General features: G+C 34.9%; 16 protein-coding genes and 1 tRNA gene. 6 read left to right on the top strand and 11 right to left on the bottom strand.

Features of this window, described 5'->3' with window-relative positions:
* From Q0X89_RS12585 to Q0X89_RS12570, 4 genes are all read left to right on the top strand, one after another.
* The coding region (locus Q0X89_RS12585) for a DUF427 domain-containing protein (RefSeq protein ID WP_297694697.1) at positions 1–673 on the top strand (673 nt) is incomplete at its 5' end.
* 91 nt (positions 674–764) lie between these two features.
* Entirely contained in the window at positions 765–1,751 is a 987-nt protein-coding gene (locus tag Q0X89_RS12580; protein WP_297694695.1) for a hypothetical protein, read from the top strand.
* 228 nt (positions 1,752–1,979) lie between these two features.
* A complete protein-coding gene (locus tag Q0X89_RS12575) occupies positions 1,980–2,909 on the top strand; it encodes a DUF6268 family outer membrane beta-barrel protein (protein ID WP_297694693.1) in 930 nt (309 codons plus the stop codon).
* Between the two features lie 99 nt (positions 2,910–3,008).
* The gene (locus Q0X89_RS12570; protein ID WP_297694691.1) at positions 3,009–3,350 is read left to right on the top strand and encodes a hypothetical protein; all 342 of its coding nucleotides are present in this window, start codon (positions 3,009–3,011) and stop codon (positions 3,348–3,350) included.
* Between the two features lie 112 nt (positions 3,351–3,462).
* On the opposite strand, the gene Q0X89_RS12565 is transcribed toward Q0X89_RS12570, so the two are convergent.
* The 7 genes from Q0X89_RS12565 to Q0X89_RS12535 form a co-directional block, all read right to left on the bottom strand.
* Positions 3,463–4,119 (bottom strand): ATPase, encoded by a 657-nt coding sequence (locus Q0X89_RS12565; RefSeq protein WP_297694688.1) that lies wholly within the window; start codon positions 4,117–4,119, stop codon positions 3,463–3,465.
* Positions 4,103–4,750, bottom strand: a complete 648-nt coding sequence (locus Q0X89_RS12560; protein WP_297694686.1) for a hypothetical protein — start codon at positions 4,748–4,750, stop codon at positions 4,103–4,105. Before Q0X89_RS12560 ends, Q0X89_RS12565 begins: the two co-directional genes overlap by 17 nt.
* A 7-nt stretch (positions 4,751–4,757) precedes the next feature.
* On the bottom strand, positions 4,758–5,039 hold the full coding sequence (locus Q0X89_RS12555) for a helix-turn-helix domain-containing protein (protein WP_297694684.1): 282 nt from the start codon (positions 5,037–5,039) through the stop codon (positions 4,758–4,760).
* 272 nt (positions 5,040–5,311) lie between these two features.
* A complete protein-coding gene (locus Q0X89_RS12550; RefSeq protein ID WP_297694682.1) occupies positions 5,312–6,142 on the bottom strand; it encodes an RteC domain-containing protein in 831 nt (276 codons plus the stop codon).
* Positions 6,143–6,422: 280 nt separating this feature from the next.
* Positions 6,423–6,665, bottom strand: coding sequence for a hypothetical protein (locus tag Q0X89_RS12545; RefSeq protein ID WP_297694680.1), 243 nt, complete (start codon positions 6,663–6,665; stop codon positions 6,423–6,425).
* A 300-nt stretch (positions 6,666–6,965) separates the two neighbouring features.
* A complete protein-coding gene (locus Q0X89_RS12540; RefSeq protein ID WP_367177056.1) occupies positions 6,966–8,234 on the bottom strand; it encodes a site-specific integrase in 1,269 nt (422 codons plus the stop codon).
* 199 nt (positions 8,235–8,433) lie between these two features.
* Positions 8,434–8,506: transfer RNA gene (locus tag Q0X89_RS12535), tRNA-Lys, on the bottom strand.
* Between the two features lie 156 nt (positions 8,507–8,662).
* Between Q0X89_RS12535 and Q0X89_RS12530 the strand changes: the two genes are divergently transcribed.
* Positions 8,663–9,178: a shikimate kinase gene (locus Q0X89_RS12530; RefSeq protein ID WP_297694678.1), complete on the top strand. Its 516-nt coding sequence runs from the start codon at positions 8,663–8,665 to the stop codon at positions 9,176–9,178.
* Here the strand turns inward: Q0X89_RS12530 and Q0X89_RS12525 are convergent.
* From Q0X89_RS12525 to Q0X89_RS12515, 3 genes are read right to left on the bottom strand one after another with little or no spacing between them, the layout of a single operon-like run.
* Complete coding sequence (locus Q0X89_RS12525; RefSeq protein ID WP_297694676.1) at positions 9,167–9,667, bottom strand: phosphoribosyltransferase family protein; 501 nt, start codon at positions 9,665–9,667, stop codon at positions 9,167–9,169. The two genes, Q0X89_RS12530 and Q0X89_RS12525, sit on opposite strands and share 12 nt — an antisense overlap.
* 12 nt (positions 9,668–9,679) lie before the next feature.
* Positions 9,680–10,261, bottom strand: coding sequence for a methyltransferase domain-containing protein (locus tag Q0X89_RS12520; RefSeq protein WP_297694674.1), 582 nt, complete (start codon positions 10,259–10,261; stop codon positions 9,680–9,682).
* Positions 10,248–10,619, bottom strand: a complete 372-nt coding sequence (locus Q0X89_RS12515; RefSeq protein WP_297694672.1) for a S4 domain-containing protein — start codon at positions 10,617–10,619, stop codon at positions 10,248–10,250. Before Q0X89_RS12515 ends, Q0X89_RS12520 begins: the two co-directional genes overlap by 14 nt.
* A gap of 78 nt (positions 10,620–10,697) precedes the next feature.
* Between Q0X89_RS12515 and Q0X89_RS12510 the strand changes: the two genes are divergently transcribed.
* Positions 10,698–11,648: a hypothetical protein gene (locus Q0X89_RS12510; protein ID WP_297694670.1), complete on the top strand. Its 951-nt coding sequence runs from the start codon at positions 10,698–10,700 to the stop codon at positions 11,646–11,648.
* A gap of 67 nt (positions 11,649–11,715) precedes the next feature.
* Here the strand turns inward: Q0X89_RS12510 and Q0X89_RS12505 are convergent, their stop codons facing one another.
* Positions 11,716–12,303 carry an outer membrane beta-barrel protein gene (locus Q0X89_RS12505; RefSeq protein WP_297694668.1) on the bottom strand — a complete coding sequence of 196 codons (588 nt, stop codon included), beginning with the start codon at positions 12,301–12,303 and terminating at the stop codon, positions 11,716–11,718.
* Between the last annotated feature and the right edge of the window lie 18 nt (positions 12,304–12,321).

The following is a 12,321-nucleotide window of genomic DNA, read 5'->3' as shown; positions in this document are numbered from 1 at the left end:
GAATTGCCATTATAACAGCAACCTACGAGCTGAAACCAAAGTTCAAATAAACGATAAAAAAAACCAACATTTGAATTATGTTGAAAAAGACCGAGCTAAACCAATGAAATCCAACAAGCAGAGTGGTAAAAATCTAAATTGGTTGAAGAAGGCCAGAGCGGGTTGGGGTTACAATGGCGATAGGAGACCTCCTTTCGCGGAGGAGCCGGAAAAAGGACAGCGATCCGTTTGGGACTTTCCCCGTCCACCGATTATTGAAAAAGTGACTAAACATATAACGGTAAGCCATAAGGGCAAACTCATTGCAGATTCTCACAATTCCCTTGCAGTACTCGAGACGGCTAGTCCCCCAACTTACTACATCCCCAGGCAGGATATCTATATGGATATGTTGGTCAGAATACCCAGAAAGACCTCATTGTGCGAATGGAAAGGCAGTGCCATCTATTGGGCACTTAAAGGCAATTCGGACCTACCCGTGGCTTGGTCCTACCCGAAACCTTTTAAGGAATTTGAAGGGCTAAAAGATCTTTTGGCCTTCTATCCCCAGAATCTTGATTGTAAGGTCGATGGGATAAATATCCAGCCACAACCCGGAGGATTTTATGCCGGATGGATAACACCTGACCTAGTCGGACCTTTCAAAGGGGAGCCCGGAACCGGACATTGGTGATGGTTTTTTTGAGACATCCAAGACTATCAGAAGTTGGAAGGGGAAAAGCCTTATATTATAAAAGCGAACTTTTAGAAAGTATAAATAGACGATGATAAAAGAACTTAAATCAATAATTATATTTCTTTCAATTTTGGCATATTGCCCAATATTTGGGCAAAATATTATTGAAGAATATCAAGAAGTTAAAAATGACAGTTTAAGAATTGGAAAGTTGGAAACCGATTTTCTAAAGTTCATTGAAAAAGGATACACACTAGCTTTACCAGAAAATCAGAAAAACATTTCAGGTGTAATTGTCTTTTTAGAAGATTCAGGATTTGACCAAAAGAACAAAAGCGCAAAACAAATCTATTCGGAAGCAAATAGCAAAGGATTTGCAGTTTTGTCTGTTTCGACGGAAATTCCGTTAGACTTCTTTTTTTCGGAAAAATCGATTGCAGATGCTCACAACACAATCAAAGAAGTATTTAAAAAACATAGCTTACCCAACTCAAATATATTTTTAGTCGGAGTTGGCCTTTCTGGGCACAGAGTATTAAAATATGTGCAGTTTCAGAAGAAGAACAAACCTCAATTTTTATTGAACATTGCTGGCCTGGTAATATGTGATGCCCCATTAGATTGGATAAGACAATATAACGAAGGAGAAAGAGATGTCAGAATAGCTTTTACTGAAGGTGCTATTTGGGAGGGTTCATTCGCAATGTATGTTTTAGATAAAAATCTGAACGGAACGCCACAAACTAACATTGAAAAATATTTGGACTTTTCGACATATAGTTATTCTGATAAAGAAAATAGGAACATTAAATATTTCAAAGATTACCCCATAAGAGCCTATATGGAGGTTGCCATACAATATTGGTTAGAAAAGAAAAGAAAAACCACAATCGACAATAACGGTGCGGATATGGTTGGACTTATTTCTCAAATGAAACTGGCTGGAAACGAAAATTCCGATTTAATAATATTTTATCCACACCAGAGTAAGACGGAAACAAAAAACACAGATGCAACTTGGATTGCTGTCGATAAAGTAGAGTTAATAGAATGGATTACCAAACAAACGGAATAAGAAAGAACCATAGCAACACCGTACCCTCTGAAAAGCCCTAACCCAGTTCTTAAAAGTTCAAATAAACGATACCTAATAACATCGATTATATTCCAAATTGGGTGTATAAAGATGTATTTTACATTTATATTAAAAAGTTGGGTTTAATGCTGAAAAATCTCGTTAAAATTATAAAATTTAATCTTTTAATAACAAAAAAAAAGAAGTAACTGGACGGAATTCAAAAAGATGAATATAAAAAGAATTTTAGTTTTATTATTGATTATAGCGTCTGTATCGTTTGTTAATGCTCAAGAAACATTAGATGTATTAACAGTATCAGGACATTTCGGAACTCCACAACCTTTTGAAGAAGAATCTCCCTATGATGGAGAAACTACTGAGAAAGGAGCAATGGTTAATCTAGTTATTCCTATTGTATTGAATGAAAAACAAATTTGGTATAACAGTGTTAATTATATGCAGTGGAATGTAAATAATAATATTGATACACCTGATAATATCGCGAATCCAATTAAAGTACATGGACTTATTTTAAGAACAGGATTGATTCAGAAACTTTCAAACGAAAATTCTATTCAAGTTGTTTTTATTCCTAGATTAATGACGGATTTTATTAATATTGATTCAAAACATTTTCAATTTGGAGGAACATTTATTTATGAAAAAGTATATCATGAAAGATTGAAAATTGGCTATGGAGTTTTATATAACAATGAAGCGTTTGGAGCTAATTTAGTGCCTTTAGTAAACTTAGAATGGAAAATATCTGAGAGATGGTCTATGTCCGGTTTATTACCAATTTATTCGAAAATTAAATACAAAGTAAATGAGAAATTAAATGTAGGCTTGTATCATTTCGGATTGGTAACTTCTTATCGTTTAGGTGAAGAAGCGTATCAAAATGATTATATAGAAAGAAGAAGTATTGATTTAGGTTTGTTTGCTCGTTATAATATTACTGGTGATGTTTATGTAGAAGGTAGGTATGGATATTCATTCGGTAGGAGTTATGGGCAATATGATCAAAATGATAAAATTGATTTAGCATTGCCACTTGCAACAATTGGTGATGATAGAACACAAATAAATGAAAGCTCTAATTTTAGTAACGGAGCTTATGCTCATGTTAGATTAGTATATGCAATTAAATTATAAATTGTTTTTTTATAGGATTATATAAATCACTATTAATATACCATGATAATCGTGTAACGATACGTCAACATCTTTGCAAATAAGCACGTAAACATTAGAATGAGCGAAAAAGTATATATCAAATTTGAGCTACCAAAAGGAAAATCATTTCCTGAACCAAGTAAGTTGCAAAAAGTGATTGAAAATGCAGTATCTAAAATCCTAACAGCAGTTATTCCTAAAGGAAATCCAGATTTTGATGATATAATACAGGAAGTTGATTTTTGGAAAATTGAGTATGATATGGCTGAGCAGGTTGTGTGGAGAGAAATAGGATTTGATAAAAATGGAAATTCAATTGTTGCAATGCCATTCGAAGAAAATTATGGTTTTTGGGCAGATAACAATTTGACTTTAGAGGACTTTGAACGGTTTGATTTTAAGAAAATTCAAATGTCGTAATTTGAAAAAGATTGGAATACATTTGAAACTAAGTTTAACAAGTAAATCATTCTAGCAATTGCTCCTATGAAAATCCTTATTCCAAAATCAAAGTATAAATAAACGATGAGTTTCACTTCCTCTTATCTTTACTTTCTTTATCAAAAGCAATCAAATTAAACAATTCCCGCATTCTACTTCGAACCCGGTTGCCGTAACGTTCTTCCAATTCTTCGGCGTTCAAGTTGGTAGTGGCATGGGTCAAAATCTTGTGATTGATAAAAAGATCATGACGGGATATCAAGATCTCCCCTAAAACATTGCAGTCTTTCCCATAATGTCGTCCAATGGGTTCAACACCTAAATCGTCGAAACAATAAAAGTTGCTGTTGCCATAATCCTCTATAATTTTGTAGCCAAGATGATTAAAAGCAAATATGATATTTCTGGAAGGAATAACGTCATAGGGTCTTTGCTGTGGAACAATATGGCGTAATAACCGCATTAGACTAGTTTTTCCACAGCCAACAGGTCCACTTAGTAAGATCCCTTTGCCAATATCAATACCGTATTTGGCACACCGCTCTTCATCCCGGATAAAGTAGTTCGATAATTTTAATAAAATATCGTGGTCTTCGGGATAGATCTTAAAATCTGATCCAAAGAGTTTTTTTCCTTTGATGTCCAAATAGGTAATAATCTTAGGAAAGTCGTAAAACAATTTTCCGCCTTCCATTTTCGCCAGGGTATAGATAATGCCACCTTCATCAATTTTAGAGGGGTTTTCCATAATCTTTATTTTTTGACGTCTTTAAGTTGTCCTGATTATGGGACACCGTTTCAAAATGTTTGATTTCGATGGATTTTATCATCCATTTTTCGGCCAAAGCCCGCCAATCTTTAATTTTGGTTTTTCCGCTTAGATGCCAACCTAGGCTTTTATAGTGATTGTAGAATTTTAAGGCTTCAGTAGCTGGCCATTTTTTGGTTTTGAAAAAGGAAATAACTTCAATTTCATTTTTTGGGGCCCCAAGTTTAATATTGTTTGTTTTTTGTTTATTAATGTTTGTATTAGATACTAACGCTTGTTCACCACAGGTTTCAGTCTTATTCAGAGCTTGTTCATCGGTTGTGCCAAAAATGAGCATCTTGATTTGACTGCCTTTATACGGATTGTGGGATGGAAGATACAGGATGTATTTCCAATCATGTAGATTTTTGAGACAGCGGTGATAAGTTGCTTTAGAACCTACCTTGGCCATCTTCATAATTTCTTCCCGATTGATATAGAATACAGCCGGGAACCGATTAATATTCCAAAACTGAAAAAGTGCCAAATATAGACTGATATGTGTAGGATTCAACCGAGAATCCTTTGAAAACTGTTGAAAAATGGCATTAAGATGTTTTATGTAATTCATAGGTCTTTTATTCGAATGTATTGTGAATACGGTTCGCCAATATTACTTTTTGTATCTCATCGGAATCATAAAAGATGATTCCACCCATCTTAGAATAGGGTAGTGTACCGTTTATTCGCAAATTCTGTAAGGTGCCAGGGCTGATTTGAAGCATGTCCATCACTTCAGAAGATTTCAAATATTTCTTCAATGTTCCAGTCGCCTGTTTTGTCAATAATTTTTTGATGTCATCGAGCAATTCCATTTTGAATTCCCGAAGATCGTCTGTAGTAATAATACTTGTTGGCATAATACATTTGTTTTAATAGAAAGGGACTATCTGGTTATTACTTATTAATTGATAGCCCCTAACTCGATTTGACTTTCGTTGGACAAAATTGAAGGAGTATTATGGACTTTGTGCACAACAAGCACGCTAGTTGTGTGATTTTATATATTCCTTTCAAATGTTTTTAATTGAATCTGTATAGTATGTTCTAGTGTTATTGTAGACTAGTCTATTGGTCAAATAAGGTGTGGTTCTTTCTTTAACAAGTTTAGCACATGTTGTGACTTATTGAGTTAAACCTCGGCATCTTCCATTCGCCGAATCAGGCTGAGTTTAAGGCGATCAATAAACTTAGTTCGTTCTATTTTTCGGGAACGAATCTCAAGGAATTTCCTGTACCAATTGCCAAGTTTTATATCGAATAGGATTTCACAGGTTGAAGCTATTTCTTTAATGCCTGTTTGTCCATCACTAATGGCTCCTGAGGCCTTTAGTGCATAAATCAATTCTATGAGGTCAATTTTGTTGCCAGTCCATTTCAACTTATCTAGGGGCAAAGAAACCCCAATTTTCCCTAAAGAGTTCTCATTAGTCAATCGGGACTTGATATAACCGGCGAGTTTTTTCTTTGCTTTGAATTCCCCAAATAGAAAATCTTTAGAGGTATTAAAATTAGGATCTGGGTAAAAGATTTTCATTGAGTAATATGCATCCGGCACAAGATTTTGCCTTGTAAAATAATATTCGTCCAAATGAATACACTTTAAATCAATATAATGACCAAAGTCAATGTGTCGCATAAAATATTGATTTAAAGCGGTAAGTTTTTTTTCTACAAACTTTATTTGGTCTTTAGAATTTACTTTTGGAAAATAAGTTTCAAAACGAATAATCTCCCTATAATAGATTAACTTAGTTAAGGGTATATGTTTTACCTTTTTAAAGAAATAGATCTCTTGGTCTATAGAATTAAATTTACGATTTTCAATATCCTTTTTGAGAGATAGAAGTAGTTTTTGTGACAACCCTATTGCAAGGTTAGAGATATTAATAATATTTTGACCTTCGGATTCTATCGTCTTAATTTGGGATTTGTATTGATCAATTTTCGGCTTGTAGTCCATTGCACTTAATTTGGGAAGAGGAGCGCTTTTTAAGATGCCCGACCCGTAGGATATAAACACCTTAATAAATGCGATTCTTATAAAAATATAGAAAATAATCTAAATATAGAAAAAAATCTATACACTTAAGTATAAATCGAAATTGATACATTTTTGATGTCCTTTTTTTTACAATACTAAGTAAGAGATTATAATTATTGGATACGTCGCTGAATTAATCGGAAACTTCATGCTTATTAGACGGGTTAGGCCCGAAATAATTTAATATGTTAGCTACAAGTTAAACTATAAGTAAATAAATATCAAGCAAATATCTATCCAGGTAATTTCCATAAGTAAAAGCAAATAATGATTTGGAATTACCAGAATTAGGAAAGAATTCCATTTCTACATAAAAATCATTTAGCGCATAAAGTAAGTAAGTTGAATCTTCTAGAAGAATTTGTTTAATGAATACACCTTTTGTCCAGAGTATTTCCCATTGCTCTTGTTTGGCTTTTGAAATATATTCACTCAGATCCATAAAGATTGATTTTGAATTTATTCAAAGGAAATAGTATTGGCTGCAAATTTATTGCATTTAGATAATATTTTATTTCGGCGAAAATAAAAATATTTGGGTTCTTTGGTAGACTAATTCTATAGTAAAAGTTCAGAAGAAATATAGCGAAACGGCTGAAATGGAAACAGTAAAATGGATTTGCACAATAGCCAGCGAGTTAGTTAAATAATATGGGAGGAGAAACAGGAAACAAAACAAAGAATACCAAAAACGAAAATATTGAATATCGTCAATCTAAATTCTGGAAAACTGATTTATGGGTTATATCAACCTCTTTCTTAGAATTTCCATATCCTCACTAATTTTTTTCTCTATTACCCGAGCATAGATTTGAGTAGTTGCCAACTTTGTATGTCCAAGTAATTTTGAGACAGTTTCTATGGGAACACCGTTACTTAGGGTTACTGTCGTTGCAAATGTGTGCCGGGCCATATGAAAAGTAAGGTTCTTTTTGATTCCGCATAAATCAGCAATTTCTTTTAAATAACTATTTAATCTTTGATTAGAAATGTTAGGCATAAGACTACCTATAAATTTTGTTCTAGGATGCCCTTCATACTTCTTGATCAGTGATTCTACCATAGGGAGCAATGGTATTTTAAAAGGATTACCGTTTTTATTTCTACTCGCCATAATCCAAGGATTATCATCTATTCCCAAAATAAGATGTTCTTTTTTTAATTTGATTATATCACCATATGATATTCCGGTATAGCAACTGAAAATAAATAAGTCCTTAACAACTGAAAGGCGTTCTACTTTAGGATTTAAATTTTGAATGCTTTCAAGTTCAGCCTCTGTAAGAAATTCTCGCTCCCTTTTTTCAAGTTTAGGCTTGAACTTTACGAATGGATCACGCTCTATCCATTCCATATGATAGGCCAATGTAACCATCTTTCGAAGCCTTTGAATGTGTTTCATTACGGCATTGTTCCCTATTTTACCTTGATAATGTTTAGGCTGATATGACCTTAGGAAACTTTCAAAACCAAGTACAAATGCGTAGTCCAAATCTTGGAGATAGATATCTGGCTTGTTATACTCTTTAGCTATATAGGCCATGACATACTTTTGGCTCGTTTTGTAATGACATAAGGTTTTGGGAGCGAGTTTAACACCCATCTTATCGTTATGATAATTGAAAATATTTTTTAATGAGTGAATTCTTTTATCTTCACCTAAAAATCTGGCCTTAACGAGTTGAGGAGTAACTATCTTAGATTCGGCCTTTAAATCCCTATAGCTTTGAACAATATCTGATTTTACTTCATCTAAATAATAATTTACAGCTCTTGATGTTTTTCCGTTACCTTTTGCTTTCTGGCGTTTGGAATCCCACATATCTACATTGACCTTTTGTTTGAGACTTACAATAACCTTTTTTCCATTAATGGTAATCCTAGCATAGATGATTGATAAATTGTTTTTGTCGGCACGTTGGCCATGAATCCAAAATAGGATTGAGAATGTTGAAGTAGTACGCATAGTTGTCATCTTAATTGTTAAACAATAAATTGAGACGAAAGCCAAATCAACTAAGCAAGGAATAGTCCTTATTTTGGGTCAAGATATAAAATGTAGACGGTTATGTAGACGATTTAAAAAAATGTAGACGATTTGTAAACATATTAAACCAAATAACTTCATATTATATGAATTCCCTAAAAACATAAAACCTTGCCAATCATAAGATTAGCAAGGTTTTGGTCTCGGATGATATCCGATTTAGTGACCTGGCTGGGGCTCGAACCCAGGACCCTCTCCTTAAAAGGGAGATGCTCTACCAACTGAGCTACCAGGTCTTTTTGGCGGGCTTGTCCGCCGGAGCAACCGAATCAGGTTGCGTAAGCGGATGCAAATATACTATCATTAATTAATTTTTCAAGTCCATTTAAAGATTAATTTAAGTTTTCTTTGAATTCCTTTATAATTAATACATTTTTACGAAAATAATAAAAATGAAGGTCGTCCTGATAGGATATATGGGTAGTGGAAAAACCACTGTGGGCAAGCTACTCGCAGAGGAAATAAACGTTGAATTCATAGATCTTGATGATTATATTGAAGCCAGATTAAACGCAAAGATTGCTCACATATTTGAAACTAAAGGTGAACTGTACTTTAGGAAAAAAGAAAGCGAACTACTGAATGAGATACTTGATGATGATCGTGATCTGGTAATAGCGGTAGGCGGCGGAACACCATGTTACGGCGCAAATATGGATGCAATTCTTGAACAAACACCACAGGTGTTTTATCTTAAGTTATCTATTGCTTCCCTGATAGAAAGGCTTCATAAAGAGAAAGATCACAGACCATTGATTGCGCACCTGCGGGATGAAGATTTACCTGAATTTATAGGGAAGCACATTTTCGAAAGAGGTATTTTTTATTCCCGTGCCAATTACACCATTCCCGGCGATAATAAGCTTCCTGAAGCTGTAAAAGACGAAATACTAGCTTTACTCCCCTAAGTAAATTGCATCATCTTTTGCCTTAAACTCTACTTGCACATGTTCCTGTAAAGAAGTGGATAGTGAAATACCTTTAAAATCTGCTTTTACAGGATATTTTTTATGGTTTCTATTTACAAGAACCGCTGTTTTTAATTGTTTGAGAGGCGTTTTCAGAAAATGGTGCACACCATAAATAAGGGTAGTTCCGGAATTCAAAACATCATCTACGAGGACTACAGATTTGTTTCTGTATTCACTTTCAGGAATAGACATGGTAACCCCGCTTTTAATAGGATTCTTTTTGTCCATCATCACCTTACATAATACAATTTCTGCCGTTGTGATTTCTTCCAAAACTGCTTGTAATTTTTTTGCAAATTTTAGACCTCCTCCCACAATTCCTGCGAGTATAATTTTTTTCTCAGATACATTGGTTTCATAAATCTGATAGGCAATCCTCCTTATCTTATGTTGAATCTGTACGTGGGAAAGTATTTTATTTTGCATAATGGCACTTAATTATTTTTCAAAGATAAAAAACAGTTCTTTACCTTTTCTGGGTGGTATGGAGTTGTTTGCGCGCTCCAGTACTTTTATCTTCAAAAATGGATCAAATAATGCCTTATATTCTTCTGCACTACCTCCAAACGGAGGACCGCTGGGAGTTAACGGGAAATCAAAAAATAATCCGGCAAGTTTACCGCCCTGCTTTAAAAGCTGAAGCATTTTTTGGACGTAGTTTGCACGCAACTTAGGATTCAGGGCACAAAAAAAAGTCTGTTCCAGTATTAAGTCGAAATCCTTTAGGTCCAGATCAAAAAAATCCCCATTTATCAGTTGGTTATCCCCAATTTCAGGAATTTCAGCTTTTATTTTTTCCAAAGGCTGCCTTGCGAGATCCAGCACATAAACATTGGTAAAGCCACTCTTGTGAAGATATATTGCTTCATAACCATTGCCGGCGCCGGGAATCAATATTTTCAGGTTTTTATCCTCAAGCTGATCAATATATTCCTTCAGGGGAGTAGATGCTGCACCAATATCCCATCCCAAATTATTAACCGCATACCGCTCTTCCCAATATTCTTTATTCAGATTCATCCAGATAATGGTCTATGTCCCGTCTTTCCTTTTTAGTTGGTCTGCCCAGACCTTTTTCCCTGTAATGATTTTTGCTCAAACGCAATAGTTCAGTATTTTGAAATGCTTCCTTGGGCGTGGTATCCTTTCTATAAATATCCACAAGTTTGGCGCCTACGCGCCCGGGGGGTACATCCAGGACGTTAAGTTCATAATTAATTTGATTTTTACGCACAACAATTTCATCCAGTTTATAAACTTCTCTCGAAGGTTTAACTGCTTTTCCATTAATACGCACATGCCCTTTTTTACAGGCTTCTGTTGCCATATTACGGGTCTTATAATATCGGGTACACCATAAATACTTATCTATACGCATTTACTATTAAAAATCTTTGTTAACGACTTAAACAAAAATAGTGGAAAATTGTATCTTGCGGGCTTCAAAAGAAGATCTATGAAAGAAAAAGGAGTTCTGCTCTTTATTGCGGCCTTGTCTATACTAGTTGCTTGTAGTAATGATGATAGTCTGAATGTGGAGGTTGTGCCTCCAAGGCCCCTTGCGGAGGTTGAAGCAGAAAATGATGCTGAAATTAAAGAATATTTAAAAACACATTATTATAACTATGAAGAATTTGAGAACCCGCCTGCGGATTTCAATTTTAAGATAGTTTTGGATACGATAGCTGGTGATGCCCAGGATAAGATTCCACTTTCAGATCAGGTGTCTACAATGACTATTCCGGTTTCCTCTGAAACTTTTAATTTAGATGAGGATGTAGTGGTAGATCACACGCTATATTATCTTGAAGCCCGGGAGGGAACAGCCGGAAGTCCTACGGTTGGAGATTCAACTTTAGTGAAATATGAAGGCCAATTGCTTTCCGGGGTTGTTTTTGACAGTAATGTTACCTATACCTGGCAGTATTTGCCATTTTTTCTCAGAGGTTATGCCGCAGGCATTTCAAACTTTAAGGTTGGTACCGAGGTAATTTCTAATCCTGATGGCACTTCTGAGATTACTGGAAGTGGCGTTGGATTGATGTTTCTCCCATCCGGATTGGCCTATTTTAATAACCCTCCATTAAGTGGTGGAATTGAACTTTATGACATACTGGTTTTTCAGGTAAATACCGGTTTGTTTGAAGAGGCCACGGATTATGATAATGATGGAATTCCCTCCATTATGGAAGACTTAAACAATAATGGCATTCTGTCTGATGATAATACTGATGAAAGTATTGAATTATCCTCGGGCTTTGGGTTCCTGCCAAATCATCTGGATCAGGATGACGATCAGGATGGCACGCTTACCAGAGAAGAAATTGTAATCGACAATGAAGGAAATATTACATTTCCGGATTCTGATGGAGATGGAACCCCGGATTATCTGGATGCAGATAGTTAATAGAAAGAATAGTATTAACTAAAAAGCCCGCATCTTTGCGGGCTTTTTTATTATGTAAAAGAATTTGCTAGAATTTGAAAGATAAGCTAAAAATAACCTGGTCTGCCCTGGTATCTACTCTACTTTCGGGCAAAGATGTGATATTGGAATTAATAAAAGTAGCTATGTTTTCTCCGAAGCCACGTTCATAACGTATTTCTAATCCAATTCTTCCCAGGTTGACCCCTGCACCAATATTCAGGCCCACTGTGAAGTCATTTTCAATATTCTCTATAGAGATATCGCTGAATTTAGAATTAAAAATATATTGAAAAGATGGACCTATAAAGACGTTTAAAGGGCCAATTATGCGCCAACCTCCTAGTATAGGAATATCAAGTTTGTCAATTTTAAGGTCACCGTCGGAATAACCGGACTTTGTATGGGTATAAACTACCTCTGGTCGCAGATAAAATTTATCTCCTAATTTTCCATACAAGCCAACATGATAGCCAACATTTGCATCCGGATTTTGAAGTGCTTCCCCAACGGCTTCAAGATAATCTCCGTTGGAGCTGTAGTTAAGCCCGGCTTTAATACCAAAACCGGATTTTTTCTGAGCAAAAGTTGATAAACAACCTAAAACTAATAGGATAATTACAAGTGTCTTTTTCATAATGTTTTCGTTTTAATG

This window comes from uncultured Eudoraea sp., from assembly GCF_947258525.1.
Lineage (GTDB): Bacteria > Bacteroidota > Bacteroidia > Flavobacteriales > Flavobacteriaceae > Eudoraea.
Note: the sequence above shows the minus strand (reverse complement) of the source record. Positions and strands in the feature narration are given on the sequence as shown.

Excerpts from the sequence above, each read along its gene's own strand:
- Q0X89_RS12580 (WP_297694695.1), top strand. The coding sequence starts at position 765 with ATGATAAAAGAACTTAAATCAATAATTATATTTCTTTCAATTTTGGCA.
- Q0X89_RS12575 (WP_297694693.1), top strand. The coding sequence starts at position 1,980 with ATGAATATAAAAAGAATTTTAGTTTTATTATTGATTATAGCGTCTGTA.
- Q0X89_RS12570 (WP_297694691.1), top strand. The coding sequence starts at position 3,009 with ATGAGCGAAAAAGTATATATCAAATTTGAGCTACCAAAAGGAAAATCA.
- Q0X89_RS12565 (WP_297694688.1), bottom strand. The coding sequence starts at position 4,119 with ATGGAAAACCCCTCTAAAATTGATGAAGGTGGCATTATCTATACCCTG.
- Q0X89_RS12560 (WP_297694686.1), bottom strand. The coding sequence starts at position 4,750 with ATGAATTACATAAAACATCTTAATGCCATTTTTCAACAGTTTTCAAAG.
- Q0X89_RS12555 (WP_297694684.1), bottom strand. The coding sequence starts at position 5,039 with ATGCCAACAAGTATTATTACTACAGACGATCTTCGGGAATTCAAAATG.
- Q0X89_RS12550 (WP_297694682.1), bottom strand. The coding sequence starts at position 6,142 with ATGGACTACAAGCCGAAAATTGATCAATACAAATCCCAAATTAAGACG.
- Q0X89_RS12545 (WP_297694680.1), bottom strand. The coding sequence starts at position 6,665 with ATGGATCTGAGTGAATATATTTCAAAAGCCAAACAAGAGCAATGGGAA.
- Q0X89_RS12530 (WP_297694678.1), top strand. The coding sequence starts at position 8,663 with ATGAAGGTCGTCCTGATAGGATATATGGGTAGTGGAAAAACCACTGTG.
- Q0X89_RS12525 (WP_297694676.1), bottom strand. The coding sequence starts at position 9,667 with ATGCAAAATAAAATACTTTCCCACGTACAGATTCAACATAAGATAAGG.
- Q0X89_RS12520 (WP_297694674.1), bottom strand. The coding sequence starts at position 10,261 with ATGAATCTGAATAAAGAATATTGGGAAGAGCGGTATGCGGTTAATAAT.
- Q0X89_RS12515 (WP_297694672.1), bottom strand. The coding sequence starts at position 10,619 with ATGCGTATAGATAAGTATTTATGGTGTACCCGATATTATAAGACCCGT.
- Q0X89_RS12510 (WP_297694670.1), top strand. The coding sequence starts at position 10,698 with ATGAAAGAAAAAGGAGTTCTGCTCTTTATTGCGGCCTTGTCTATACTA.
- Q0X89_RS12505 (WP_297694668.1), bottom strand. The coding sequence starts at position 12,303 with ATGAAAAAGACACTTGTAATTATCCTATTAGTTTTAGGTTGTTTATCA.